Genomic DNA, 22,765 nt, shown 5'->3' on the forward strand with positions numbered 1-22,765 from the left:
CGACAAGATAATACCTAATGGTAAGGGCAAAATCAATACCTTTTGGTTATTTACCTGCTGGTAAATGAGATTAAAATATCAATAAAAGGAGTTAGAAATGGACAGAAGAGAACATAGAAGGCAGAGGCTTCAAGAACTAATTGATAGCGTAGCTCATGGAAAGGTGGCTGAATTTGCAAAATTGGTCGATAAAGATCAAAGTTATATCTCAAGAATGCTGTATCCAGCCGATAAAAATCAAGCTAAGCCAATTGGAGAGAAGGTGATTAGTGATATTTGCAACGCACTAAACATACCTAGTAGTTGGTTCGATAAAGATGAGCCTTTGCCAAAAATCAGACCCTCCTCAGAGTATCAGATCGAATTTTTAACCGAAGTTGAAGCCAGTGCTGGGTATGGCGTGGTTGGTGGAGATACATATAACGCTGTTGAGTTAATTCAATTTACAGAGGAGCAATATACTAAACTTTTCAGTAATACTCGGCCTGAGCATATAAAAATGATTAACGTGAGTGGGGACAGTATGAGTCCAACATTCGAAAGTGGAGATCTCCTTTACGTTGATACTAGAGTTAATCAATATGATGGTGACGGGATCTATATTTTCATCTATTCGGGTTATCGACACGTTAAACGCTTGCAGATGGCTGGCTCTAAACTTCTTGTTCTTTCAGATAACAAAACATACAAAGAATGGGAAATAGATCGCTCAAACGAAGATGAATTTTACATTGTTGGCAAAGTAATGGTATCTCAGTCTCAGGCAATTAAGCGATTTGGTTAAGTGAATGCCAAGTGCGGTTGAGCACCGCACTTATCTGTGATGCGTATCTTTAAGTAGGAGCGGTAGGTTAGTATAGATAAATCAATTAATTCTCATGAAAATTAAATATATTAACATTTCAACAAAAAGAGACACAAGAGATGATATTGTCTCTATATTAAAAACTATTCAGAAAATAATTGATGAGCCTGAAAACAGTTTTACATTTTTATTTAAAAAATGCGAATACTTAGGGTGTGCATCAATATCAATTCTTGGAGCTATAGCTAATTTGCTTTCTAATTTATACCGAAAAGAACGTCGTAATATACTGAGTAGTATATCTAGTGGAGGTGAATGGACAACAAAATTTAAAGATGAAATTCAAAATATTTTTGACGCAGTTCTCAGGGAAGACGATTTGCGGAACGCAATTTACTATCATGTTGAAAATGTAAAGAAAAAAAATAAGGTTAACACAAACGAAGCTTTAAAAATTGTCATGACCGATATTATAAATCATAAAGAGTTTATTCATCTTTTAACGACTCTCTTTATTGAACGTCATGCAAAAAAAATTGGTGTTATGTTTGATGTAAATTCAATGAAAAATCAGCTTAGAAAGCAATTAATTAATTGTAATTTTCTATCTCATTACCATGCTGACTTTAAAACTCCTTATCCAGAAGGGAAATACATAGGTTTCAGGGAGCATAAAAGATCTAATGAGGGAGGTGATGAAAAAATCATCAACCACATACAAAATGAATGGTTGACGAATGAAAAGATTCATCTATCACCGCTCCTTAAACAAGATATAGTCAGTCGAATATTTGAGCTTTATCAAAATGCTTTTGGTCATGGGGTGTCTAAGGCTTTAGAAGAAAATAACAATATTGATGTGGTAAGTTGTGGTTCTTATGATAATGGCTCGAAAACTATATCCTTGTGCATCATTGATTTGGGAGGGGGTATATGTAAGAATGTGCTAGAGTATACCCGAAATTTTAATCATCTTTGTCATATTGATAATGACCAAAAAGCTCTAGCATGGGCGCTGAAAAGAGGCAATTCAACAAAAACAGATAGTATTGATGAGGATATGCCAAGAGGCGTGGGTTTAGATATATTAAAGGAATTTGTCGTCTTGAATAAAGGGAAACTAGAAATCTACACAAACAGCTGTCGTGCGTTTATTGGTGAATCAGGTGAATATGAAATTGAAGAGTTAGGCTTTAATTTTGGGGGAACACTAGCCTTCATTAGTATAAATTGTCAAGAAGATGTCGTCTATTTATACCAGCACGGAAATTATTTTTAGGAGCTATGCATGAACCGTATATTAGTAAAGAATTTGATAGAAAGTAATATATCTGTATCTATGGTGCTTGGTGCTAAGCTTTACCAAGAGATTAAAACGAAATTGTCTGAAAACAATAAAGTAAAAATTGACTTTGAAGGAATTGATACCTTCGCAAGTCCTTTTTTTAATGCAGCCATTGGTAAACTTTTAAAAGACTACTCTATTGAGCAACTGCAAGAGAGTTTAGATTTCCTGAATATAAATCAAGGTGGTAAAAACTTACTAAATAAAGTAATAGCAAATGCTATTGAATATTATAAAGATCCAAATAACAAAACTGAAATAGCAGAAAAACTCTCAGAGGATTGATATGGGTATAATGAAAATTAGTAATATTTCTAAATCCTCTTTGTCTGGTCAGAAGTTCTTTGTGGATACTAATATATGGATCTACCAAACCTATGTTTCTGGAGCTTTTCTTAGTGAACACTCCCAAAAGAAAGCCATAAAATACTCTGATTTTATTCAACAAGTCCTTTCTAATAATGGCAAATTATTTACATCCTCGCTTTGCTTAAGTGAATTGGCTCATGTTATTGAGAAAAAATCTTTTGAAAACTATAAGGTTAATAATCCCAATATTACGTTAAAGAAATTTAGGGGAATTAAAACTGAGCGAGAAAAAGTTATTTCTATTGTGTCTTTGGCTTGGGAAGATATAAAATCTATCTCAACCATAATAGAAATAAATATTACAAAAGACAATGGAAATCACATCATAGATAAATTAAGAGAAGCACCATTGGATGCTTATGATGCTTACTACTTGTTAATAATGGAAAATAATAAAATTAGTAATATATTGACAGATGATAAAGATTTTCAGACCGTACAATCTATTGATGTCTATTCTATTTAATAGCACCTGCAACTTTTCTGATATACTATAAATAATCTGCTATGGCGTTATACATATTACATCCGCCCCTTTGCGATACGGTTTCACTATCCGAAATCACATGACCACTGGGGCTTTTACCGCACTTTAACCCACAAAAAAAAGCCACGCTTAACGTGGCTCTTAATTTAACTTAACTCCCCCACCAATTCAGGGCGTTTGCTTAACAGTTTAATCAACGCCGCTGCTGCGCCACTGGGTTTACGCTGCCCTTGCTCCCATGATTTCAACGTATTCACAGAGATGCCCAGTTTTTCGGCAAATTTACTCTGGCTTAAGCCTGCTTTATTGCGTGTTTCCACGATCGGGTGAACGTGGACAACCATTTTTCGAGCATATTCCCCACGTTTCATTTGCTCAATCGCTTCTTTTAGTTCAGCTGATTGCGCCGCTAATTCAGGCTCATCAGCAATTAATGCACGAAGTACATCGTCTGTATTCATATCTTTGTAAGTTTGTTCTTTCATAATCTCTTACCCCTTTAATTTAGATAGCTGCTTTCCTATGATATTAGCTGTTTTCTTTTTCTCATAAATCGTTAACAGCTCAATAAAACCGTCATCTAACTGATTAAAATAAATAACCCTTGCACCGCCACGCTTACCTTTTCCTGATGACGACCAACGCACCTTGCGAATACCACCCGAATGCGGAATAACATCGCCTACAAGCGGATTTTGCGCTAAAAACGTAGCAAATTCTGCTCGCTCGTCCTCGCTCCAAATATCCTTGGATAGGCGTTCAAATAGCGCACTTTCTACAATGGTAAACATAGCTTATTCTCATAACAAATATAATGCAAAGTATTATACTAATACAAAGCATTATAGTAAAGCATTTTCTCACTGGTTCGAGAAACCGCCTTAACTCAAACTAAGCACCGCCACTAGTTCGACTTTTTGCGAAAAAGTGCGGTTTTGCCTCGTATCAGCAAAAAAATTCAAAATAAATTTCTTTGGAAATTAATAGGTTGAATAAAAAAATCGGACTTCCCATAAATAATTTACCTTTTGGTATTTACTTTGTGATTACCTTAAGGTATTATACATCCATCAAAACGAGATACACATCTCAACGCTCTTTAAAAATATGGAAGGTATGAGTTAGGGTTTGTTGGCAAGCCTAGCGCTAAAAATAACGTCTATAAGGTAGTAAATACCAGTTGAAATAGCGATTGTTACGATAAGCAATAAACAGCCGTCAGATAATTCTGGTAATGAAATTTTGTTTATCCACACTTTCACAGACAACGGTAAAAATAGCCACGTCAAAATAAACAGATTTAGCCATTTTGTTAGTTTTTTCATATCAGTATCCTCAAGCAAGATGGCAAGTGATTCATCAAAATTCATGGTGGGAATCCTTAGCATCTGTTGTGGTATTCCCATTATAAATCCTTATCTGTTGTGGTGACAATAAGGGACTTGAGCCTTACAAGGATAAAGAAAGGCACTCTAACTCATACCTTCCAGCTCGATTAAGTGGAATTAAGTTAGTGCTACAACTACCACGCTGGAACGGCCAGTAAAGCGCATTTACATCATTAACCGCACTTACAGAGAACCGATTGCGACGTCGAAGCTGATCAATGATACGTCATACACCGATACTTGAGGGAAATGCTAGAAAGTGCGGTTAATAATGGAAATAAGGAGTCAATCATGTACACCAAAGCCGAGAGAAAAGCTTACTCAAAATCAATTAAGCAAGCTAAAAGGATTAAACAAAAACAGAAAGCATTTTCTGCAAGCGTTAATTCTAAAAGACAAAGCAAGGTTGATTATGCAGTATCAGGATTGCAAAAGGATCACATTGACTGCTCAAAATACTTGAGCAACTCAAGAAACACTTTATCGCTATATAAAGTACCAAGTTCACTTACAGCAAGCGGATCACAAAAGCGCACTTGTAAGGTGAAGGAATTAATCAGAATTTAAAATATGGGCGGTGTCCCCACATAGGTCTTCTAAACCTATAGCATAAAAAAGTGGGAAGGAGCTGAGAGGTTCGATTCCTCCACCGTCTGCCAAATTAATGCAATGCAGTTGTTGCCCACTTCGGTGGGCTTTTTTACTCAACAGGAATAATGATTGGCTTCCCCCAGCGAAAAGGGAAATGCTCAGACTTGAATAGTAATCGCATTTTATAAGTGATATTTTGAGTTCCATCTAAATCAATAAAAAGAGTTATAAAAGGCTCTTCTTGAAGTTCCTGATGGCAAGAATGTATGACCTTATGAATATCCTCTTTATTTAAGGCATCTATAAGTTTGACTTTGCCCTTACAGAGCCTGTCAACTCCCTTGTATTGAGTATATAAAGGGCGTACTGACTCAATATTCTCAAGAACATATGGATACTTAATCCGCTTAGGATGAATTGTAATTCGATAGATATGTGGGTAAGATAACCGATGAGCAGTAAAACTCACATCTGGCATTCTAGCTTGGCATAATTTATTAAACCAAACATACAATCCACCGAATAAACCTAATGCTGTACACACAGCAGTTATCCAATTAGGATCTAACATAGCAATCTCCTTGTGGTAAAAATAATTGTTTAGCCGCATAATTCTATCACTTGGAGATTGCACCTTAACAGGAGTAAAAATGCACAACTGGATTAATCTACTCTTTGGTATATGCTTCAGCGCAATTGGTATCATCTTACTCATAGTCGGCATTTCGTTAATTTTTGACAGGCTATAATTGACACCCCCCCCGCTCTGTATTATGATAACCGCACTTTCAAACGAAAGTCGGGATTAGCCTCCTGAATTACGTGAGCGGTGAAAAAGAATAGACGCTCAAAGCGTCTTTTTTTATAACTGAAAATCTAGTCAATCAATACTTGATAAGGTCTATTCAAATTGAATACCCCTTTTTAAAGTTGTCAATGGTGGGCTAGGTTGGAGGATCGAAAGATCCGCCGTCACTCACGTAACGGTAAGGCTAATCCAATCTAGTTCATCACCAATAATTAGCCTTTGCGGTGATGAGTTTTTTAAACTTATTACGTGAGACAATATTATGACAACTTTAACATTTAAAAATACCGCCTTTTCTGTTGTTAATCAAAATAATCAAATCTGGCTGGCTGCTTCTGATATTGGTAAGGCATTAGCTTATAAAAATCCAATTCAAGGAATAACGCTTTTATTCAATCGCTATCAAGACGAATTCACCCCTAACATGACCGCACTGATTGAAATGCAAACCAACGGCGGTATGCAAAAAGTGCGGATCTTTAGTTTACGTGGCGCACATTTAATTGGCATGCTTTCACACACCAAAGTCGCCAAAGATTTCCGCCGCTGGGTGTTGGATATTTTGGATAAAGAAGTTCAATCACAAAGTGTAGTGCAATCTGAACCTCCACAAAAGCTGTCCGCCGAACACCAGCAGTTCATCAAAGACTTTGTGAAAAACCGCACTTTGCAGTTACCGAAAGACCAACAAGCCAAAGGCGCGATTGTGCAGTGGTCGGCGTTAAAATCCCATTTTGGCAAGACCTACAAAGAAATTGATGACACGCAATTTATTGAAGCCGTCGGCTTGTTGGCAAGATTGCCACTTGAAGGTGAACTGCTAGACGGCACAACCGCACTTTTGCCTAAAAACGACTTCCGCACCAGTTGGAATGACGACGAGATTAGACGTTTAGCCTCATTTTGGTGCGCCACCTATGAAATGCACGGCACATTAAAACAGCTTGAGCCAATCCTTAATATGCTAGGTTCAACATTTCACCCGAGAGTGTTCAGCCAAGTGCATGAATACAAATCTCTCATACGCTCTGTTCATAGCCGATTAGTGCGTGACATCGACCACTTGCAATATGCCGATCCGCACGATAGACACTGGCAATATTGCCTTGAGACGATTAACCGCTTTAACAAGCCACGAGTAAAGCGCCTTAATTTCTAACTAACCAACCGACCGCACTTTTCGCCCGAAAACCGTGCGGCGGTTGCCTGCACCCTGAATTTGAGATTTTGATTAAAAAGGAAACGATTATGTTAAGACACCTCTTCTCCCCACTTTGGATTATTGAATGGCTCGGCGTTTTTTGTCTTGGTGCTGCACTCGCCGTCAGCTGCGCACCACAACCGCAGGAAGCTAAAAACACCGATTACTACGACCACACGGTCAACTACCACCCCACAGCCGAGGATATTGCCGCCGCCAAAGCACAATGGCGGCAAGACGAGGGCGAATTTCAGCCAAACTTAACGCCCGAAACGGAGCGGTATTTGAAACAGAAAGTGGCGGAAATGCGAGGAGTGAAATGATGTTGTTCTACAAAATGACAGGTAAAAAATTTTCGCTGGAAATTCACCAATTCGATGATGACCGCTTTATGGGCATGATTTTCATCGAGGGCAAAAAGGTGAAACAAACCATTGAATACCGCTCAGCGGAACACGCCCGCATTGGGTTAAATAGCGCGGTCAGAAAGTTCAACCGCGACAATCCGATTTATCAAGTTTCACTGATTGAGAAATCAGAGTTGGATCGACGAAAAAGCCAACGGTTAAACCGACAAGCCCCTGACAACGCGCCTCTGGCTATGACGGAAGACACCGTTGTCGGAGATACCTTTAGACCGCTCGAAAAAGAGAAATCAACAGTCTACAGCGAAAAAATTAAAGCGTTACAGGCACAACTCAAAGAGAACAATACTATGAGCCAGTCCGCACCTATCAAACCCAGTAAACACGCACCTTTAAGCAATATTTCGGACGATCAGACCGCACTTACCAACAAGCCCAAAAGACAAGCACGCAAACCTTTCACGCCTTACGGCTTGAATGGGTACTTAGTCGATAAAAACGGCAAAGTGCGGTTGATGTTAGATCGAAAAGCGACCGCCAAAACCATCACCCTTGAGCCTGAAATGTTTTCAATGCTGGCGGATATGGTTAAGGCTACTCAGTCACAGCAGAGTTAGTTATGAATACCATAATCAGCTCAATCATCCAAATCTTAATCGCTTCATCAATTCTTCTCACAATATTCAATTTAATTTCATAAGGGGGCTTTATGGCCAGCTACTGTTACATATCCAGTCAAATTGCAGACCATGCAGAATATCTCAGCAAGATTGACAGGATTGATGATCAGATTATTGAAAAGTCCGATGAATTAGTTGAAGAGTATCTCTCGCTTAAAGGCGATTATTTTATCGAGAATGACATTCAGGATATTCCTGAAAGTGACGATGAAAACATTGAATACCTATACCAAAAACTGGCCTTTGATGACGAATATATCAAGGCAATAAAAAGCCATGACAGTACTAAAGCCAGTGCAATTAGAAATGACTATGCACAAGAAATCATAAAAGGGGAAATAAAATGGATAATTTAATTTTAAGTATTGAATCTAAGGTTGTGGCTTGCAACGTTCAAGACTTTAAAAAGCAAGCTGAGAAATACTTGCTATCGCTCACAAGCGAGTTTGAAACTGATGATGACTTTGCAAATGCAAAGAATGAAATCAAAGAGCTGAAAGAGCTTGAGTCAAAAACAAAAGAAGCGATTGAAGCGGCTGAAACTGGAAACTCAGATGTGGCGATCTCAATCAACATTGCTAAAGATATTGTTGAACAATTCAGGCAAGAAAGACTCAAGCGAGAAAAGATTGTAAAAGAAAAGGAAAAAGAAGTTAAGGAGCGCATTGTTGATCAAGCTTATGCAGATGTGAGTGAGCTTTATAAAAAGCTTCCTTCATGCAGCACTGTATCACTAGCACTATCACGCACCATTACAACAACGAAGATATTTGAACGGCTTATAGACGCAACAGCTAGAAAGAAAACAATTAGCGGCCTAGAAGCGGCTATAAACGCTGAAAAGCAAGCAATCATAGCCGACATTACCACTGAGGTTAGCCGCTTAAAAGGAAGGCTTGAGCAACTACCGATTATCGCTTATCAGCACTTATTCAAAGATGACATTGATTTGATTTGTTCTGATGTTGATCTTGAACCTATCGTTAAAGAAAGGATTGAGAAAGAACAGGCTTTAATTGAGCAGAAAGCAAAAGAGCTAAACAACGATAAGAAATCAAATGAAGTTGCTGATTCTGAAGTTACCGTTAAACCAAAGAATATCAAATTAGAAAGTGATGACAACACTGCTTATCAAATCATCTTCACACTGAACAAAAATGTTAGCTATGAAATGGCAAAGAAAATTGGTATCGAAATGAAAAAACTACATTCAGACAGCATAGCTAAATCTACATTAAGAGGAATAAAACAATGATCAACCTACCAGCAAATATCTCAACTGAATTGCAGCAAAAAGGTATTAGTGAATCTACATGGAGCGCACTTAAAAATAGTATTTTTATTGGCGCACGAGATGAAAGCATTATGATGGCGATTGACTATTGCAAGGCAAGAAGCCTAGATATTCTTAAAAAACCTTGTCATATCGTCCCTATGCCAGCTGGAAGAGATCGAGATGGAAAAGCAATTTATAGAGATACTGTGATGCCTTCAATCTATGAGCATAGAACAACTGCTTTTAGAACAGGCCAAATGGCTGGCCAAGATGATCCAGTGTTCGGAGATGATATTCAATATCTAGGGCATACTGTGCCTTCTTGGTGCAAAGTTACTGTGTATAGATTCATTAATGGCCAAAGATGTGCATTTTCACACACTGAGTTTTTTGAAGAAGCTTGCGGTACTAAGTCTGAAAGAGGGAGAGATGGTAGTTATTCAAAAGTCTTGAACTCAATGTGGAGTAAACGGCCGCGCGGTCAGCTTGCAAAATGTGCAGAAGCTGGCGCATTGAGAAAGGCATTCCCTGATGAAATTGGTGGAGTGATTTCAATGGAAGAAGTAAACACTGAAGAAGTTACCGATTTCAATAAGCCTGAAGCTCAATCCCAATCAACTGAATCCACTTCTCAGTTTGAAGATAAGATTGAAATAATCAACAAACTTTTAGAAGAAACTCATTACGATATGAATAAGCTTCTGAAAAAATGCAAAGTTGAATCAATCACTGAAATCTCTCCAAAAACGGCTGACTTTATTATCAACACTCTCTCAGCCTATAAAAACAGAATGGCTGAAAATATTGTTGATGTGAAGCCCGATGAAGATGGTACATATACGGAAGAATTATGATTGAAGGATTAATTATTCTTGATTGTGAACAAGGAAGTGATGAATGGCTGGAAGCTAGAAGGGGGATTCCAACAGGAACAGGAATTGGCTCAATCGTGAATGGCAACGGTGAAAAGTCAAGCGGCTGGGTCAATTACCTTTCTGAGCTTGTTGAAGAGCATATCAATGGAATCAATGTTAAAAGCAAAACTAGCTTCATGGAGCGCGGAACAGAGCTAGAGCCTGAAGCTAGAAGTTATTATGAAATAGTGAATGATTGCGAAGTTATTCAAGTTGGTGGGGTTTATCTCAATGACAAAAAGGAATTGATGATAAGCCCTGATGGTCTTATTCCTGAGAAGCGAAAAGGCCTTGAAATAAAATGCCCTCGATTAAGTACGCATGTTAAGTATTTAATTAATGGCGTTCTACCTAATGAATACAAGATGCAAGTGCAATCAGCTTTATGGGTTACTGGTTATGATACTTGGGATTTTGTGAGCTACTGCCCTGAGTATAAGAAAGAGCCGTTCTTTCTTATCACAATTGAGCGTGATGAAAAGATTATGAAGGCGCTTGATGAACATATACCTAGTTTTTTAAGAATGTTGAAACAATTTAAGGATTAAAAAATGGCTGGAGTAAATAAGGCGATCATCGTCGGCAACTTGGGAAATGATCCTGAAGTGAGAAGCATGCCTGATGGATTGATTGTTGCAAACATTAGTGTTGCAACATCTGAGGCATGGAAAGATAAAAACACTGGCGAGCATCGTGAAGTGACAGAATGGCATAGGATTGTGCTTTATCGTCGCCTTGCTGAGATTGCCAGTGAATACCTGAATAAGGGAAGCAAGGTTTATATCGAAGGCCGCATCAAAACGCGAAAATGGACTGATCAAAATGGAGTTGAGCGTTATACGACTGAAATCATTGCAGGCAACTTGCAGATGTTAGATAGCAAAAATAACGCACAATCTGATACAAACAACAGAAGCACGAATGAAAACAAGCCAAGCGCACAATCAAAAAGAGAGAATGTGCAAAATAAACAAGATGATTTTGATCCGTTCGCTGATGACCCGATACCGTTCTAGGCAAAATTGCGTAACCGTTGTTTAACCAAAAGCCCATATTAGTGGGCTTTTTAATGGAAGTAAATCCCAATCAGGTGCCCGACGGCGAAACTCTTATGGATAAAGGCTTCTAGCGTTTTTTATAGTGCAAAAAGTGCGTTCGGTGCCCCTATTGTAAAACCGTTCTAAATTAAAAGCGTAAGAAAAATAAAGCTCACTTAGGTGGGCTTTTTCTTTTGGCTTAATGTAAAATCCGAATTAAACAATCATCACAGAAGGAATAAGCAATGACAGACATCACCCCTATTTCAGACTGGTTTAAAAAGGCTGTGCCAAATCCCACCCAACGAAACACTAAAGTGCAGATAGGCTGCCATTTTGAAGAGGTCGTGGAAATGTTTACTGCTTTAGGCTGCGAGGCACCTAAAGAGTTAGTCGAAGCGTCAAACGCCTTTAAAGAGATGGACGACCTATATGCCGCAAAATTTAACACCACAATAGACCGTAAAGAGCTTTTGGACTCTCTATGCGACCAAATCGTCACCGCTGTTGGCGTTGCTTATATGCTAGGCATGGATATTCAAGGTGCGCTAGATGAAGTAAATGCCTCAAACTGGAGTAAGTTTGAAAATGGTGAGCCAGTCTTTTTAGAAAACGGCAAGATTGGGAAAGGCAAAGACTACTTTAAGCCAAAACTAAACAAGTTTATTGGTAAGTAGTTAACGACGATTTACAACAGACCGCCTTAATAACACACATTGACACAACCACATTTTGTATTACTATATTCTCAAACCTCGTGAGGATAATTTAAATGAAACAAAATAATCAACCAATCAAAATCGAACTGAAAGGCGAAGCAGGCAAGCGGGTTATTCTCACCGCTGCAAAGCGCGTCATGAAGACGCATAAGAAAGAAATCCAAGCGCTGGCGCACAAATGATTGCCTGCGCTTTATGCTGTTGCCATTGCAAAAGCTCACGCATTCCCTGATGGCAACAAGCGCACCGCACTTGTCACAATGCTAACCTATCTTGACTTGCAAGGAATTGAGATTCCGCCTGATCATGGATTAGATGATGCCATGGTCAACATAGCCAGTGGAGACTGGGATTTTTCTCAGCTGTCATCTTATCTGCAACGGATTACGTCAGCACATTGACACCACCCCCAATTTATACTACTATCCGCCTTAAGGTCTCAAAACCTAACACGAAGGCGGTAGTAATCAGATCGCCAACAGGCGATTTTTTTATGTCCGTAATCCTGACTATGTCGGGAGGGCGAGGAATACAATACCCGAAAGGGGAATAACTCCAGCCCTTGCCTTTGTGTGGGCTTTTGAGCCTCCCGACGCCATTCTCAAAAGTGGCTTGTTTTAAACAAATAGACACAAAGGATTACATTATGACTAATCAAGTTCAAACATTTAACTTCAAATCTAACATCGTCCGCGCTGAATTAATTAATAGTGAACCGCACTTTTGTCTTGCCGATGTGTGTGCTGTCATGGATATTAAAAACTCGCGTGATGTGGCTTATAGATACCTTGATAAAAAGGGTGTCGTTACTGCCGACACCCTTACAAACGGAGGTAAACAAGAGCTTACCTTCATCAACGAACCGAACCTTTACCGCATCATCTTCAAATCACGCAAAGCCGAAGCGGTAGAATTTCAAAACTGGGTATTCGATGAAGTGTTGCCGCAAATTCGCAAAACAGGCAAATACGAAAAAGCCGAAATCAGCAAGCCACAAAAACTGTCCGCCGAACATCAACAGTTCATCAAAGACTTTGTGAAAAACCGCACTTTGCAGTTACCAAAAGACAAACAAGCCAAAGGTGCGATTGTGCAATGGTCAGCGTTAAAAACCCATTTTGGCAAAACCTACAAAGAAATTGATGACGCACAATTTGTTGAAGCCGTCGGCTTGCTGGCAAGATTGCCACTTGAAGGTGAACTGCTAGACGGCACAACCGCACTTTTGCCTAAAAACGACTTCCGCACCAGCTGGAATGACGACGAACTGAAAAACCTTGCCTCATTTTGGTGCGCCACCTATGAAATGCACGATACACTAAGACGGCTTGAGCCAATCCTTAATATGCTAGGTTCAACATTCCACCCGAGAGTGTTCAGCCAAGTGCATGAATACAAATCTCTCATACGCTCTGTTCATAGCCGATTAGTGCGTGACATCGACCACTTGCAATATGCCGATCCGCACGATAGACACTGGCAATATTGCTTAGAAACCATCAATCGCTTTAATCAACCAAAAGTAAAGCGACTATCTTACTAACCACCAGCCGCCTACGGGCGGTTTTTATTGCACCGCACTTTGCATTATACACCGTCAGTATAATTATATTTTGCGTGGCTAAAAATGTATAAAACACGACGCATTAATTTATACGGGCTTATACCCCCTTATATCTTCTTATCCCCGCCACCGAAAGGTGGCTTTTTTATTGGAGCAAATATGACAAAACTCATCAAATCAAAAGCTAGAGTAAAACAATATGGCGAGGTATTCACGCCAAGTCATATTGTGAGCAATATGATGAACCGCCTACCAAGTGAAGCCTATGACTTAAACAAACGCTGGCTTGAGCCTACTGTGGGTGAGGGCGTGTTTCTCACTTTTCTTTTAGCGCACCGCCTTGAAAATATCGAAGATGAATATGAAAAACGGGATTACTTTGCCGCTATATTTGACGCGCTGTCATCTATGTATGGCATTGATATTCAGCGCGATAACGTCGTCATTACTCGCTCAAGACTAAGAAAAATGGTTGAAGATTTTCTCAAAGCACGCGAATGGCGCTTTTCAAGTAGTGAATGGCAATACATCGACAAGGTGTTAGAGAACAACATCATCTGTGGCGACACGCTCAAAGGCGACTTCCCTATCTCATTTTTTCAGCGTGATAACGACATAGTTACGCAGGCAATGTTTCTGTATTCCGACTTAATGAATAGCACTAGCGAACCAAAGCTTGTTGTTAAATTCCATTTGGAGATTTTTTAGATGAACATTAACGACACATTAAACGAACGCGCAGAAACCCACGGTGATTTCACCGTCGGCGCAACCACCTTTAACACAATCATGCGTGAGATTAACAAATCCACCACGCTCGACAGTGTGCAATACTACGCCGCCACAATGATGGCCGCTAAACTGGTGCGCATCATTCACGGCAACGCTAACGAGATCGATCACTGGCGCGATATTGTCGGTTATGCCACGTTAGGCGGACGGCTTGCACTGGCGGACGAACAAGAGATTGCTCAACCAGTAGAGCCTTATATTGCAATCAAAACAGGCGGTACAGTATGAGCAAAAACCGACTTATTGATGCCAACGACCATCTCTTTACTGCGCTTGAGCGACTGAATAATGAAGATCTTGATGCGCAACAGATGGAAGAAGAAGTCAGGCGAGCAAGTGCTATCGCAGGTATTTGTGACCGCGTTGTGGCGGTGAATAAATTAATGCTTGAGAGTGAGATAGTCAAGACCGAAAGACTGATGCCAACCCAAGTTCTACCACCAACCTTTGACAATCAACCAAAAGCACTAGGAGTGAAGAAATGAACCCAATTAGTGAGATGAAAGCCCACGTTGAAACGAAAACAGAGTTGATGATTAACGACGCGCTGCAAGCACAGTTCAAGGCGGCTAAGAAAAACCGACTACAAACGATGCGTGAAAACCTTACTGAATACAACACACGAAAAGTTATCGCTGCAAACACTCCTATGCAAGCCCCAAAACCTGAGTCAGTCGTGAAGGCTGCACTACCACAAGCCGCATTGCCGAATGATGATATTGTGGAGAAAGTTCTTGCGTGGGCAAAGGATAACTATCATAGCTACAAAGACATTCCTGCGGGTGCGCAAGCCTGTGACACCAACGCAGGCGCGGTATACCGCACTTTGAAAGCCCACGGCTTGGTGGCGGAGCAAGATACCACGGAGTATCGCGTGATTAAGGCTTACTTTAAATACAGCGGCAATCTGCGCTTTATGACAGAAGACTTAGGTCTCGGTGTGTGGGTGGTGGCAAAAACCGTGGAGGCATTAGGTTATTCACCGCGTTGGCATGAATACCGCGAAAGCCGTTATTTGAGCCGCTCAAATTTCTCTGGCGTTGGCGCAGAAGCCGAATTTAAAAAACTCGTGCCCAGCGCACTCGATATGAATGAAGACTATCAAGAGTGCAATCCTGTGTTTGACTTTGTTGTCAATGGCAAAACAGTCGACGTGAAAGAATACACGCAATCCTATGACAGACGGGTAGACATAAACTCCTACCGTTGTCGGATCAGTAAAAGAGACCGCCCTGATTATTACTGCTTGTTTCTCTGCCACGATAAAGAAAAGCGCATTAAAGGCGGTTACACCATTCTGCTTATTCCGACAATCACGCTCCCCAAAGAGAGCAGCTCTTTTTACATCAATGCCGACCCTAACAGCGACGGCTGGAAACGTTGGAGCGAGTTTGCTGTTGACCCCAATTCCTTAAACTACATCTTAACAGGTGAATTATGACCGAAGCCGCCGACGTTTATCAAACAAAGAAATTCCTAGGATTTTTCACCACGCTATGCCTTGCCGCGCAGTTATCCCGCACGCCAGATGAAACCGTGGCAAAGCTAGCCAAACGTTACCGCAAACAATTAAATGCCACACAGCTCATTGCGTGCATGACAGGCATCAGCAAAAGCCCTACACCTGCTGCGGCTACACTGATTGCCTACCGCACTTTTCGCAATGAACTACCCTTTTCGATGTGGTTTGAAACAGGAGAGTTGTGATGACAGATGAAATTTTAACAATGCAGCAAGCCGCTGATTATTTAAAGCTTAATTATCATACTGTGAGAAATCATCGCGAGAGCTGGGGATTTTTTATTGTGAGTGGTACATCACGATCTTGGAGAGTCTTGAAAAGCGTTCTTGATAAAAAAGTCAATCAGCATTACGATTGTAACCGATCAGCTTCGTTGGTCGGTAAGGAGAACAATTCATGCCGATATTCAAACGTGGCCAAACATGGTGGATTGCTTTCACTACACCAAGTGGAGAAAGAATTAGAAAATCTGCTAAAACAAAAGTGAAGAAAGAAGCAGTTGAACTTCACGATAAACTTAAAGCAGCTGCATGGGATCAGGATGTTTTAGATAAAACGCCTGATCGTTTTTTTGAAGAAGCTTTGTTGCTATTCCTAAAAGATAGCGAAGGGCAAAAAAGGCTAGATGCCAAACGTTCTCATGCCGTCTATTTCAGAAAGAAATTTGGTGGACGAACGTTGAGATCTTTAACAAGTGATGAACTTAGTGACTCAATACCACAACTTAACGCAAATACTGGTAAAGAGCTATCCAACGCGACACAAAACAGGTATAGATCAACTTTACTGCGCATATTATCGCTTTCTATGAAGGCTGGATGGATCGACAAAATCCCTTATATACCAAGAAAGAATGAGCCAAAAGTGAGAGTAAGTTGGATAACAAAAGAACAGGCCACCTCATTAATTGAGTCATTACGGCTACAATGGATGAAGAATGTCTGTTCTTTTGCCTTATATACTGGCGCTAGAATGAGCGAGATTCTAACGCTAACATGGGAGAACGTTGATTTTAAAAAGCGTATCGCAATCGTTACTTGTGATAACGCAAAATCAGGGAGATCACGTTCTCTGCCCTTAAATAGGGATGCTTCTATCCTTCTCAAAATTTTAAAAGCAAATCAGGCTTCAAAATATGTATTTGTTAGGGATAGCACATCCAACAACATCAATGATATAGACAGGCGCGATTTCAAGCAAGCGTGCGAGAAAATAGGACTACCAAATCTCCACTTCCATGACTTACGCCATACTTGGGCGAGTTGGCATGTTCAGTCAGGAACGCCTTTATTTACGCTTAAAGAAATGGGCGGTTGGGAAACCCTAGAAATGGTCAAAAGATATGCTCATTTAAACGCTGATCACATGATTGACTACGCAAATCGTGTCACATTTTTGACACAATTTGAGGAGTTGTCACACTTGAAAATCGTAAAGTGTCTATAACTCATTGATTTTAAATGGCTAAATGGTGGCCCCAACAGGGCTTGAACCTGTGACCAATCGATTATGAGTCGACTGCTCTAACCAACTGAGCTATGGGGCCGTGGAGTTTTGGGATTATAGTGCAATGTGTTGACATTGTCTATAAGTCGCTAAATAGTTGTTGAAAAAAAGCACTATATACAAAAGTGCGGTCATCTGACCGCACTTTGATGGTTATTCATCCAAAAAACTTTTGAGATTTTCTGAGCGACTTGGATGGCGCAATTTGCGCAGGGCTTTCGCCTCAATTTGACGGATGCGCTCGCGAGTGACGTCGAACTGTTTGCCCACTTCTTCTAGCGTGTGGTCGGTGTTCATATCAATACCAAAACGCATACGCAGCACTTTTGCCTCACGCGGAGTAAGCCCATCAAGCACTTCTTGAGTTGCCATTTTCAGGCTTTCAGCTGTTGCAGAGTCCAGTGGCAGCTCAAGAGTGTTATCTTCGATGAAATCGCCCAAATGTGAATCGTCATCGTCACCAATTGGCGTTTCCATTGAGATGGGTTCTTTGGCGATTTTGAGCACTTTGCGGATTTTATCTTCAGGCATATTCATACGCTCTGCCAGCTCTTCTGGTGTGGCATCGCGCCCCATTTCTTGCAACATTTGGCGCGAGATACGATTGAGTTTGTTAATGGTTTCAATCATATGCACAGGAATACGGATCGTGCGCGCTTGGTCTGCAATAGAGCGTGTTATCGCTTGGCGAATCCACCAGGTAGCGTAGGTCGAGAATTTGTAACCACGGCGGTATTCAAATTTATCCACCGCTTTCATCAAACCAATGTTGCCCTCTTGAATCAAATCCAAGAATTGCAAACCGCGGTTAGTGTATTTTTTCGCAATCGAGATCACCAAACGCAAGTTAGCTTCAATCATCTCTTTTTTCGCCCGACGTGCCTTGAGTTCGCCTTGAGAGATGCGCTCACCAATTTCACGAATTTGTGAAATGGTCAAGCTACTGTCTTTTTCGATCACTTCAAACTCAGCGATTGCGGTGCGGATTTCGCTTTCATAGTTTTTCAGTTTATCTGACCAAGGTTTACCCGCATTAAGTGCTTTTTCAAGCCACGCATCGCTGGTTTCTTTACCTGTAAAGCCTTTCGGGAAGTGGCTGTCTGGCACTTTGCTGTAATCTTTCACTAAGCGGCGCAATAGGCGTTCTTGAACACGAATGCGTTTAAGCATGCCACGCATTAATAATACTAAGTTATCAAATTGTTTTGGTACAAGGCGGAATTGTTGGAACACAGCAGATAAAATAACAATTTGTTCGCGCGCTTTTTTGCTGGTGCGCCCGTGTTTACGAATGGCTTCTAAAGTGACGCTATATTGTGCTTTTAGCTCGGCAAATTTTTGGCGCGCAAATTCAGGGTCAATGCTGTTGTCAGAATCATCAGCATCCCCACTCTCATCGCTGTCGTCTTCATCGTCTTCATCGAGATCGTCAGCCACCACATCGCTGCTCTCGTCTTCTTCGGAAAATTCAGGCACCATTTCGGCCGTTTCTTCATCGACCCCTTCATTTAAGTCTACAAAACCCGTGATAAGGTCAGTCAAACGCAGGGAGCCAGCTTCCACTTGTTCATATTGATCTAAAAGTGAGGTGATCGCCTCTGGGTATTCAGCAACCGCACTTTGCACCTCATTGATGCCCTCTTCAATGCGTTTAGCGATGTCAATTTCACCTTCACGCGTGAGCAGTTCAACGCTGCCCATCTCACGCATATACATCCGCACAGGGTCGGTGGTTCGCCCCAGCTCCGCCTCCACACTAGAAAGCACCTGAGTGGCTTCTTCAACTGCATCTTCATCAGCAATGTTTTCGTTGAGCATCAAGTCATCGGCATCAGGCGCACTTTCGAGCACTTGAATACCCATGTCGTTGATCATTTGGATAATATCTTCAATTTGCTCAGCATCGACCAATTCTTCAGGCAGGTGGTCGTTGACCTCTGCATAGGTCAAATAGCCTTGTTCCTTGCCTTGAGCAATGAGTAATTTGAGTTGAGATTTAGGGGTTTGCTCCATAAATTTGATATCCGCACTTATTGATAAATGATTATAGTTAAGCAAAGGCTAAGTATAACATAGATTTTGCACCTATACCCTATGATTTCTGCGCAAGGAGCAACGCTGCCAGCTCTTGTTTTTCTTTCGCACTCAGGCTTGTGCTGCGGTCTTTGGCAATGAGCTGCGCCATACGCTTGTCAATCAATTGGCTATAAAGAAAGTTCAGTGTATCTTTAAAACTGTCTTCAATATTCTCATCGCTTATTAGATGATCCCACATGGCTAAAATTTCAAGGGCTTTGCTGTGTTCTTTTCCGCGCCAATGCTCCAAAATTTGCCCTGTGGTCAAGCCCACCTGCTGTTGACAAAGCAAGGCGAGCTGATAAAGCAGCTGTGCGCCCGTATCATCTAAGGCTTTAAATGGCTCAATATCAGGCACAAAGGCAATTAAGCGCGGATGTTGCAGCAACAAGGCGATCACCAAACGCATTGGGGTTGATTCCACCTTAAGTTGCGGTTTATGCGCGACCGCACTTTGTGTTTTGGGAGCAATCAAGTTGCGTAAGCGATCAGGGTCAAACACACCTAATTTATTTTTAAGCATGTTAAGCACTTGATCTTGCAGTACTTTGCCAGGGATTTTATGCAAAATCGGCTCACACAACGCCACCAATTTAGCCTGCCCTTCTTTTGAAACCAAATCCACTTGCGCAAGCAGGTGGTCAAACAAAAATTCGCTAAAACTTTTGGCTTGCTGTACATAATCTAAAAACGCGTCTTTGCCTCGGTTGCGAATATAGGAATCAGGGTCTTCGCCGTCAGGCAAAAACACAAATTTCAGCTGTCGCCCATCATGTAAATGCACCAGTGCATTTTCCAGCGCGCGCCATGCAGCATCACGCCCTGCTCGGTCACCATCATAGCAACACACCACCTGCTCACTGGCGCGAAACAGCTGTTGAATTTGCTCACTTGTCGTGGCCGTGCCCAACGCAGCGACAGCATTATCAACCCCAAATTGCGCCAGCGCCACCACGTCCATATACCCTTCCACCACCAGCAAAAACTCGGGCACGTCGTTTTGCTGCAAGGCTTCATAAAGACCATAAAGTTCATTGCCTTTATGATAAATCACCGTTTCTGGTGAGTTAAGGTATTTGGGTTTTTCATCTCCGAGTACACGCCCACCAAAAGCGATCACTCGCCCGCGTTTATCGCGAATAGGGAACATTAAACGGTTTCGAAAACGGTCATAGGTGCTGCCACGCTCGTTTTGTGAGAGCATCCCTGTGGCAAGTAATTGTTCGCGCGCCTGCTGCCCTTGCCCAAAACGGTTGAGTACCGTGTTCATGGTGTTTGGCACGAAACCAATTTGATAGCGTGCAACCACCTCGTCACTTAACCCACGCTTGGCCACATACTCCACCGCCTCAGGGTGCGCAGGCAACGTGTCAGCATAAAATGCTGCGATGTCTGCCATCAGTTGATGTAAATCGCGCCGACGCTGATAGTTCAAGTGCGGTTTGCCATCATCAATATGGCTTTCGCGCGGCACCTCTAGCCCATGGATAGCGGCCAATTCTTCAATCGCTTCAGGAAATTCGAGCTTGTCGAACTCCATTAAAAAAGTGATAGCATTACCGTGCGCGCCACACCCAAAGCAGTGATAAAACTGCTTGGCTTGGCTGACCGTGAAGGAAGGGGTCTTTTCGTGGTGAAATGGGCAGCACGCTTGATAATCACGCCCCGCTTTTTTGAGCTTAACGCGGGTGTTAATGAGGTCAATAATATCGGTGCGAGCGAGCAGATCGTCAATAAACGTTCTTGGGATAGATCCTTTCATTGCAAACACCCTCAGCTAAAAACCTCAAAAAAGAGCATACAACAAAACCGTGAAGCCTAAGCATTCACGGTTTCGATACAGCTTGCCGACAAGCGGCACACGCAATAATTAGTAAAGACGTGTGTGACGTGCGTTTTCGCGAGCTAATTTTTTAGCATGGCGTTTTGCCGCAGATGCTTTTTCGCGCTTACGAATTGTGGTTGGTTTTTCGTAAAATTCACGGCTGCGGACTTCCGCTAGGATACCCGCTTTTTCGCAGGAACGTTTAAAACGACGTAGTGCTACGTCAAATGATTCGTTTTCACGTACTTTAATTACAGGCATTTGCCAATCACCTCAAAGGAATTTTGTTATTTTTCATACACATCGTCAAAAAATGACGACAAGACTTAATTAAGGGTTGCAATTTTACTCTAAAAGCGCACGCAAAGTCAAAACAAAAAGGCAAAAAGTCGGCAAAATTCACATCACACATAGAGCAAAAGGGCAAATTTAGTGTAGAATAGCCTCCATTGAAAACTGAATTTGGAAACACTATGCGAGTGCTTGGAATTGAAACATCATGTGATGAAACTGGCGTTGCCATTTATGACGAAACGCGCGGCCTAATCGCCAATCAGCTTTATTCACAAATTGCACTCCACGCTGATTACGGCGGTGTCGTGCCTGAGCTTGCCTCACGGGATCACATCCGCAAAACTGCTCCCTTGATCACCGCCGCCCTTGCTGAAGCTAAATTAACCGCCAGCGACATTGACGCCATTGCCTACACCGCAGGCCCAGGCTTGGTGGGCGCGCTGCTGGTGGGGGCGAGTGTGGCGCGCGCGCTGGCGTATGCTTGGCAGGTGCCCGCGCTTGGGGTGCACCACATGGAGGGCCACCTGCTCGCGCCTATGCTGGAGCCAAACCCACCGCACTTTCCCTTTTTGGCGCTGCTTGTCTCAGGCGGGCACACACAGCTTGTGCGCGTTGATGGCGTGGGGCAATATCAGCTGTTAGGTGAATCCATCGATGATGCCGCCGGCGAAGCATTCGATAAAACCGCCAAGCTTTTAGGGCTAGACTACCCTGGCGGTCCTGCGCTTTCTCGCTTGGCGCAAAAAGGCAAAGTGCGGTTTCAATTCCCGCGCCCGATGACCGACCGACCAGGGCTGGATTTTAGCTTTTCAGGGTTGAAAACCTTTGCCGCCAACACCATTGCGCAAAATACGCTTGATGAGCAAACTCGTGCCGACATCGCTTTTGCTTTTGAGCAAGCCGTGGTTGACACCTTATTAATAAAATGTCGCCGCGCACTCAAACAAACTGGGCTGAAACGCTTGATTATTGCAGGTGGCGTGAGTGCCAACCGCACTTTACGTCATGCTCTACACGAGATGATGCAATCGCTTGGCGGCGAAGTTTTTTATCCGCAGCCACAATTTTGCACCGACAATGGTGCGATGATTGCCTACGCTGGCTTTGTTCGCTTAAAGTGCGGTCAACAAACTGATTTGAGCATTCATGTTCAGCCACGCTGGGCTATGACAACCCTAGAACCAATTTCAAAACAATAAGG

The 22,765-nt window shown here is 41.8% G+C and carries 32 protein-coding genes and 1 tRNA gene; 25 read left to right on the plus strand and 8 right to left on the minus strand.

Going from position 1 to position 22,765, the window contains the following annotated elements:
- Window positions 1-97 precede the first annotated feature (97 nt).
- The 4 genes from HPC38_RS02405 (at window position 98) to HPC38_RS02420 (ending at window position 2,985) form a co-directional block, all read left to right on the plus strand.
- Entirely contained in the window at window positions 98-784 is a 687-nt protein-coding gene (locus HPC38_RS02405; RefSeq protein WP_208119697.1) for a S24 family peptidase, read from the plus strand.
- Window positions 785-878: 94 nt separating this feature from the next.
- Window positions 879-2,084 (plus strand): hypothetical protein, encoded by a 1,206-nt coding sequence (locus tag HPC38_RS02410; RefSeq protein ID WP_208119698.1) that lies wholly within the window; start codon window positions 879-881, stop codon window positions 2,082-2,084.
- Window positions 2,085-2,093: 9 nt separating this feature from the next.
- The gene (locus tag HPC38_RS02415) at window positions 2,094-2,435 is read left to right on the plus strand and encodes an STAS-like domain-containing protein (protein WP_208119699.1); all 342 of its coding nucleotides are present in this window, start codon (window positions 2,094-2,096) and stop codon (window positions 2,433-2,435) included.
- 1 nt (window position 2,436) lies between these two features.
- Window positions 2,437-2,985, plus strand: a complete 549-nt coding sequence (locus HPC38_RS02420) for a type II toxin-antitoxin system VapC family toxin (RefSeq protein WP_208119700.1) — start codon at window positions 2,437-2,439, stop codon at window positions 2,983-2,985.
- A gap of 167 nt (window positions 2,986-3,152) precedes the next feature.
- Here the strand turns inward: HPC38_RS02420 and HPC38_RS02425 are convergent, their stop codons facing one another.
- The 3 genes from HPC38_RS02425 to HPC38_RS02435 all read right to left on the minus strand — a co-directional run bounded on the left by HPC38_RS02425 (window position 3,153) and on the right by HPC38_RS02435 (window position 4,412).
- The gene (locus HPC38_RS02425; protein WP_235977595.1) at window positions 3,153-3,491 is read right to left on the minus strand and encodes a helix-turn-helix domain-containing protein; all 339 of its coding nucleotides are present in this window, start codon (window positions 3,489-3,491) and stop codon (window positions 3,153-3,155) included.
- Between the two features lie 6 nt (window positions 3,492-3,497).
- Complete coding sequence (locus HPC38_RS02430) at window positions 3,498-3,797, minus strand: hypothetical protein (protein WP_235977597.1); 300 nt, start codon at window positions 3,795-3,797, stop codon at window positions 3,498-3,500.
- A gap of 330 nt (window positions 3,798-4,127) precedes the next feature.
- Window positions 4,128-4,412, minus strand: coding sequence for a hypothetical protein (locus tag HPC38_RS02435; RefSeq protein ID WP_208119701.1), 285 nt, complete (start codon window positions 4,410-4,412; stop codon window positions 4,128-4,130).
- Window positions 4,413-4,685: 273 nt separating this feature from the next.
- Between HPC38_RS02435 and HPC38_RS02440 the strand changes: the two genes are divergently transcribed.
- A complete protein-coding gene (locus HPC38_RS02440; protein ID WP_208119702.1) occupies window positions 4,686-4,961 on the plus strand; it encodes a hypothetical protein in 276 nt (91 codons plus the stop codon).
- A 133-nt stretch (window positions 4,962-5,094) separates the two neighbouring features.
- Here the strand turns inward: HPC38_RS02440 and HPC38_RS02445 are convergent, their stop codons facing one another.
- The gene (locus HPC38_RS02445; protein ID WP_208119703.1) at window positions 5,095-5,556 is read right to left on the minus strand and encodes a hypothetical protein; all 462 of its coding nucleotides are present in this window, start codon (window positions 5,554-5,556) and stop codon (window positions 5,095-5,097) included.
- 499 nt (window positions 5,557-6,055) lie between these two features.
- Between HPC38_RS02445 and HPC38_RS02450 the strand changes: the two genes are divergently transcribed.
- From HPC38_RS02450 to HPC38_RS02535, 19 genes are all read left to right on the plus strand, one after another.
- Window positions 6,056-6,952: a P22AR C-terminal domain-containing protein gene (locus HPC38_RS02450; protein ID WP_208119704.1), complete on the plus strand. Its 897-nt coding sequence runs from the start codon at window positions 6,056-6,058 to the stop codon at window positions 6,950-6,952.
- An 89-nt stretch (window positions 6,953-7,041) separates the two neighbouring features.
- Entirely contained in the window at window positions 7,042-7,317 is a 276-nt protein-coding gene (locus HPC38_RS02455; protein ID WP_208119705.1) for a hypothetical protein, read from the plus strand.
- Window positions 7,314-7,976 carry a hypothetical protein gene (locus tag HPC38_RS02460; protein ID WP_208120072.1) on the plus strand — a complete coding sequence of 221 codons (663 nt, stop codon included), beginning with the start codon at window positions 7,314-7,316 and terminating at the stop codon, window positions 7,974-7,976. The genes HPC38_RS02455 and HPC38_RS02460 overlap by 4 nt, the downstream gene beginning before the upstream one ends.
- Window positions 7,977-8,068: 92 nt before the next feature.
- Window positions 8,069-8,395, plus strand: coding sequence for a hypothetical protein (locus HPC38_RS02465; RefSeq protein ID WP_208119706.1), 327 nt, complete (start codon window positions 8,069-8,071; stop codon window positions 8,393-8,395).
- A complete protein-coding gene (locus HPC38_RS02470; RefSeq protein WP_208119707.1) occupies window positions 8,383-9,294 on the plus strand; it encodes a hypothetical protein in 912 nt (303 codons plus the stop codon). Before HPC38_RS02465 ends, HPC38_RS02470 begins: the two co-directional genes overlap by 13 nt.
- Window positions 9,291-10,169: a phage recombination protein Bet gene (gene bet / locus HPC38_RS02475; protein WP_208119708.1), complete on the plus strand. Its 879-nt coding sequence runs from the start codon at window positions 9,291-9,293 to the stop codon at window positions 10,167-10,169. The genes HPC38_RS02470 and bet overlap by 4 nt, the downstream gene beginning before the upstream one ends.
- On the plus strand, window positions 10,166-10,777 hold the full coding sequence (locus tag HPC38_RS02480) for a YqaJ viral recombinase family protein (protein WP_208119709.1): 612 nt from the start codon (window positions 10,166-10,168) through the stop codon (window positions 10,775-10,777). Before bet ends, HPC38_RS02480 begins: the two co-directional genes overlap by 4 nt.
- 3 nt (window positions 10,778-10,780) lie before the next feature.
- Complete coding sequence (gene ssb / locus HPC38_RS02485; RefSeq protein WP_208119710.1) at window positions 10,781-11,245, plus strand: single-stranded DNA-binding protein; 465 nt, start codon at window positions 10,781-10,783, stop codon at window positions 11,243-11,245.
- Between the two features lie 266 nt (window positions 11,246-11,511).
- A complete protein-coding gene (locus tag HPC38_RS02490) occupies window positions 11,512-11,943 on the plus strand; it encodes a nucleoside triphosphate pyrophosphohydrolase family protein (protein ID WP_208119711.1) in 432 nt (143 codons plus the stop codon).
- A gap of 95 nt (window positions 11,944-12,038) precedes the next feature.
- Window positions 12,039-12,167, plus strand: coding sequence for a hypothetical protein (locus HPC38_RS10530; protein WP_268932816.1), 129 nt, complete (start codon window positions 12,039-12,041; stop codon window positions 12,165-12,167).
- Window positions 12,168-12,386 (plus strand): type II toxin-antitoxin system death-on-curing family toxin, encoded by a 219-nt coding sequence (locus tag HPC38_RS02495; protein WP_208119712.1) that lies wholly within the window; start codon window positions 12,168-12,170, stop codon window positions 12,384-12,386. It begins immediately after the preceding gene.
- A gap of 245 nt (window positions 12,387-12,631) precedes the next feature.
- Complete coding sequence (locus tag HPC38_RS02500; protein WP_208119713.1) at window positions 12,632-13,528, plus strand: BRO family protein; 897 nt, start codon at window positions 12,632-12,634, stop codon at window positions 13,526-13,528.
- 180 nt (window positions 13,529-13,708) lie between these two features.
- Window positions 13,709-14,257 carry a DNA methyltransferase family protein gene (locus HPC38_RS02505; RefSeq protein ID WP_208119714.1) on the plus strand — a complete coding sequence of 183 codons (549 nt, stop codon included), beginning with the start codon at window positions 13,709-13,711 and terminating at the stop codon, window positions 14,255-14,257.
- Window positions 14,258-14,569 (plus strand): DUF6378 domain-containing protein, encoded by a 312-nt coding sequence (locus tag HPC38_RS02510; RefSeq protein ID WP_208119715.1) that lies wholly within the window; start codon window positions 14,258-14,260, stop codon window positions 14,567-14,569.
- On the plus strand, window positions 14,566-14,826 hold the full coding sequence (locus tag HPC38_RS02515) for a hypothetical protein (protein ID WP_208119716.1): 261 nt from the start codon (window positions 14,566-14,568) through the stop codon (window positions 14,824-14,826). The genes HPC38_RS02510 and HPC38_RS02515 overlap by 4 nt, the downstream gene beginning before the upstream one ends.
- A complete protein-coding gene (locus HPC38_RS02520; protein WP_208119717.1) occupies window positions 14,823-15,782 on the plus strand; it encodes a riboflavin synthase subunit alpha in 960 nt (319 codons plus the stop codon). Before HPC38_RS02515 ends, HPC38_RS02520 begins: the two co-directional genes overlap by 4 nt.
- A complete protein-coding gene (locus HPC38_RS02525) occupies window positions 15,779-16,048 on the plus strand; it encodes a hypothetical protein (protein WP_208119718.1) in 270 nt (89 codons plus the stop codon). Before HPC38_RS02520 ends, HPC38_RS02525 begins: the two co-directional genes overlap by 4 nt.
- A complete protein-coding gene (locus HPC38_RS02530) occupies window positions 16,048-16,350 on the plus strand; it encodes a helix-turn-helix domain-containing protein (protein ID WP_208119719.1) in 303 nt (100 codons plus the stop codon). The genes HPC38_RS02525 and HPC38_RS02530 overlap by 1 nt, the downstream gene beginning before the upstream one ends.
- On the plus strand, window positions 16,260-17,309 hold the full coding sequence (locus HPC38_RS02535) for a site-specific integrase (RefSeq protein WP_208119720.1): 1,050 nt from the start codon (window positions 16,260-16,262) through the stop codon (window positions 17,307-17,309). Before HPC38_RS02530 ends, HPC38_RS02535 begins: the two co-directional genes overlap by 91 nt.
- 23 nt (window positions 17,310-17,332) lie before the next feature.
- On the opposite strand, the gene HPC38_RS02540 is transcribed toward HPC38_RS02535, so the two are convergent.
- The 4 genes from HPC38_RS02540 to rpsU form a co-directional block, all read right to left on the minus strand.
- Window positions 17,333-17,409, minus strand: a tRNA-Ile gene (locus HPC38_RS02540).
- Between the two features lie 113 nt (window positions 17,410-17,522).
- Complete coding sequence (rpoD, locus tag HPC38_RS02545; protein ID WP_208119721.1) at window positions 17,523-19,382, minus strand: RNA polymerase sigma factor RpoD; 1,860 nt, start codon at window positions 19,380-19,382, stop codon at window positions 17,523-17,525.
- A 79-nt stretch (window positions 19,383-19,461) separates the two neighbouring features.
- Window positions 19,462-21,207 (minus strand): DNA primase, encoded by a 1,746-nt coding sequence (gene dnaG / locus HPC38_RS02550; protein WP_208119722.1) that lies wholly within the window; start codon window positions 21,205-21,207, stop codon window positions 19,462-19,464.
- Between the two features lie 108 nt (window positions 21,208-21,315).
- Entirely contained in the window at window positions 21,316-21,531 is a 216-nt protein-coding gene (rpsU, locus tag HPC38_RS02555; protein WP_013745715.1) for a 30S ribosomal protein S21, read from the minus strand.
- 212 nt (window positions 21,532-21,743) lie between these two features.
- Here rpsU and tsaD point away from each other — a divergent pair, with 212 nt between their 5' ends.
- Window positions 21,744-22,763 carry a tRNA (adenosine(37)-N6)-threonylcarbamoyltransferase complex transferase subunit TsaD gene (tsaD, locus tag HPC38_RS02560; RefSeq protein WP_208119723.1) on the plus strand — a complete coding sequence of 340 codons (1,020 nt, stop codon included), beginning with the start codon at window positions 21,744-21,746 and terminating at the stop codon, window positions 22,761-22,763.
- The last annotated feature ends 2 nt before the right edge of the window (window positions 22,764-22,765 follow it).

The sequence above is a fragment of the Spirabiliibacterium pneumoniae genome, from assembly GCF_014884995.1.
GTDB classification, from domain to species: Bacteria; Pseudomonadota; Gammaproteobacteria; order Enterobacterales; family Pasteurellaceae; genus Spirabiliibacterium; species Spirabiliibacterium pneumoniae.

Excerpts from the sequence above, each read along its gene's own strand:
- HPC38_RS02405 (WP_208119697.1), top strand. The coding sequence starts at position 98 with ATGGACAGAAGAGAACATAGAAGGCAGAGGCTTCAAGAACTAATTGAT.
- HPC38_RS02410 (WP_208119698.1), top strand. The coding sequence starts at position 879 with ATGAAAATTAAATATATTAACATTTCAACAAAAAGAGACACAAGAGAT.
- HPC38_RS02415 (WP_208119699.1), top strand. The coding sequence starts at position 2,094 with ATGAACCGTATATTAGTAAAGAATTTGATAGAAAGTAATATATCTGTA.
- HPC38_RS02420 (WP_208119700.1), top strand. The coding sequence starts at position 2,437 with ATGGGTATAATGAAAATTAGTAATATTTCTAAATCCTCTTTGTCTGGT.
- HPC38_RS02425 (WP_235977595.1), bottom strand. The coding sequence starts at position 3,491 with ATGAAAGAACAAACTTACAAAGATATGAATACAGACGATGTACTTCGT.
- HPC38_RS02430 (WP_235977597.1), bottom strand. The coding sequence starts at position 3,797 with ATGTTTACCATTGTAGAAAGTGCGCTATTTGAACGCCTATCCAAGGAT.
- HPC38_RS02435 (WP_208119701.1), bottom strand. The coding sequence starts at position 4,412 with ATGGGAATACCACAACAGATGCTAAGGATTCCCACCATGAATTTTGAT.
- HPC38_RS02440 (WP_208119702.1), top strand. The coding sequence starts at position 4,686 with ATGTACACCAAAGCCGAGAGAAAAGCTTACTCAAAATCAATTAAGCAA.
- HPC38_RS02445 (WP_208119703.1), bottom strand. The coding sequence starts at position 5,556 with ATGTTAGATCCTAATTGGATAACTGCTGTGTGTACAGCATTAGGTTTA.
- HPC38_RS02450 (WP_208119704.1), top strand. The coding sequence starts at position 6,056 with ATGACAACTTTAACATTTAAAAATACCGCCTTTTCTGTTGTTAATCAA.
- HPC38_RS02455 (WP_208119705.1), top strand. The coding sequence starts at position 7,042 with ATGTTAAGACACCTCTTCTCCCCACTTTGGATTATTGAATGGCTCGGC.
- HPC38_RS02460 (WP_208120072.1), top strand. The coding sequence starts at position 7,314 with ATGATGTTGTTCTACAAAATGACAGGTAAAAAATTTTCGCTGGAAATT.
- HPC38_RS02465 (WP_208119706.1), top strand. The coding sequence starts at position 8,069 with ATGGCCAGCTACTGTTACATATCCAGTCAAATTGCAGACCATGCAGAA.
- HPC38_RS02470 (WP_208119707.1), top strand. The coding sequence starts at position 8,383 with ATGGATAATTTAATTTTAAGTATTGAATCTAAGGTTGTGGCTTGCAAC.
- bet (WP_208119708.1), top strand. The coding sequence starts at position 9,291 with ATGATCAACCTACCAGCAAATATCTCAACTGAATTGCAGCAAAAAGGT.
- HPC38_RS02480 (WP_208119709.1), top strand. The coding sequence starts at position 10,166 with ATGATTGAAGGATTAATTATTCTTGATTGTGAACAAGGAAGTGATGAA.
- ssb (WP_208119710.1), top strand. The coding sequence starts at position 10,781 with ATGGCTGGAGTAAATAAGGCGATCATCGTCGGCAACTTGGGAAATGAT.
- HPC38_RS02490 (WP_208119711.1), top strand. The coding sequence starts at position 11,512 with ATGACAGACATCACCCCTATTTCAGACTGGTTTAAAAAGGCTGTGCCA.
- HPC38_RS10530 (WP_268932816.1), top strand. The coding sequence starts at position 12,039 with ATGAAACAAAATAATCAACCAATCAAAATCGAACTGAAAGGCGAAGCA.
- HPC38_RS02500 (WP_208119713.1), top strand. The coding sequence starts at position 12,632 with ATGACTAATCAAGTTCAAACATTTAACTTCAAATCTAACATCGTCCGC.
- HPC38_RS02505 (WP_208119714.1), top strand. The coding sequence starts at position 13,709 with ATGACAAAACTCATCAAATCAAAAGCTAGAGTAAAACAATATGGCGAG.
- HPC38_RS02510 (WP_208119715.1), top strand. The coding sequence starts at position 14,258 with ATGAACATTAACGACACATTAAACGAACGCGCAGAAACCCACGGTGAT.
- HPC38_RS02515 (WP_208119716.1), top strand. The coding sequence starts at position 14,566 with ATGAGCAAAAACCGACTTATTGATGCCAACGACCATCTCTTTACTGCG.
- HPC38_RS02520 (WP_208119717.1), top strand. The coding sequence starts at position 14,823 with ATGAACCCAATTAGTGAGATGAAAGCCCACGTTGAAACGAAAACAGAG.
- HPC38_RS02525 (WP_208119718.1), top strand. The coding sequence starts at position 15,779 with ATGACCGAAGCCGCCGACGTTTATCAAACAAAGAAATTCCTAGGATTT.
- HPC38_RS02530 (WP_208119719.1), top strand. The coding sequence starts at position 16,048 with ATGACAGATGAAATTTTAACAATGCAGCAAGCCGCTGATTATTTAAAG.
- HPC38_RS02535 (WP_208119720.1), top strand. The coding sequence starts at position 16,260 with ATGCCGATATTCAAACGTGGCCAAACATGGTGGATTGCTTTCACTACA.
- rpoD (WP_208119721.1), bottom strand. The coding sequence starts at position 19,382 with ATGGAGCAAACCCCTAAATCTCAACTCAAATTACTCATTGCTCAAGGC.
- dnaG (WP_208119722.1), bottom strand. The coding sequence starts at position 21,207 with ATGAAAGGATCTATCCCAAGAACGTTTATTGACGATCTGCTCGCTCGC.
- rpsU (WP_013745715.1), bottom strand. The coding sequence starts at position 21,531 with ATGCCTGTAATTAAAGTACGTGAAAACGAATCATTTGACGTAGCACTA.
- tsaD (WP_208119723.1), top strand. The coding sequence starts at position 21,744 with ATGCGAGTGCTTGGAATTGAAACATCATGTGATGAAACTGGCGTTGCC.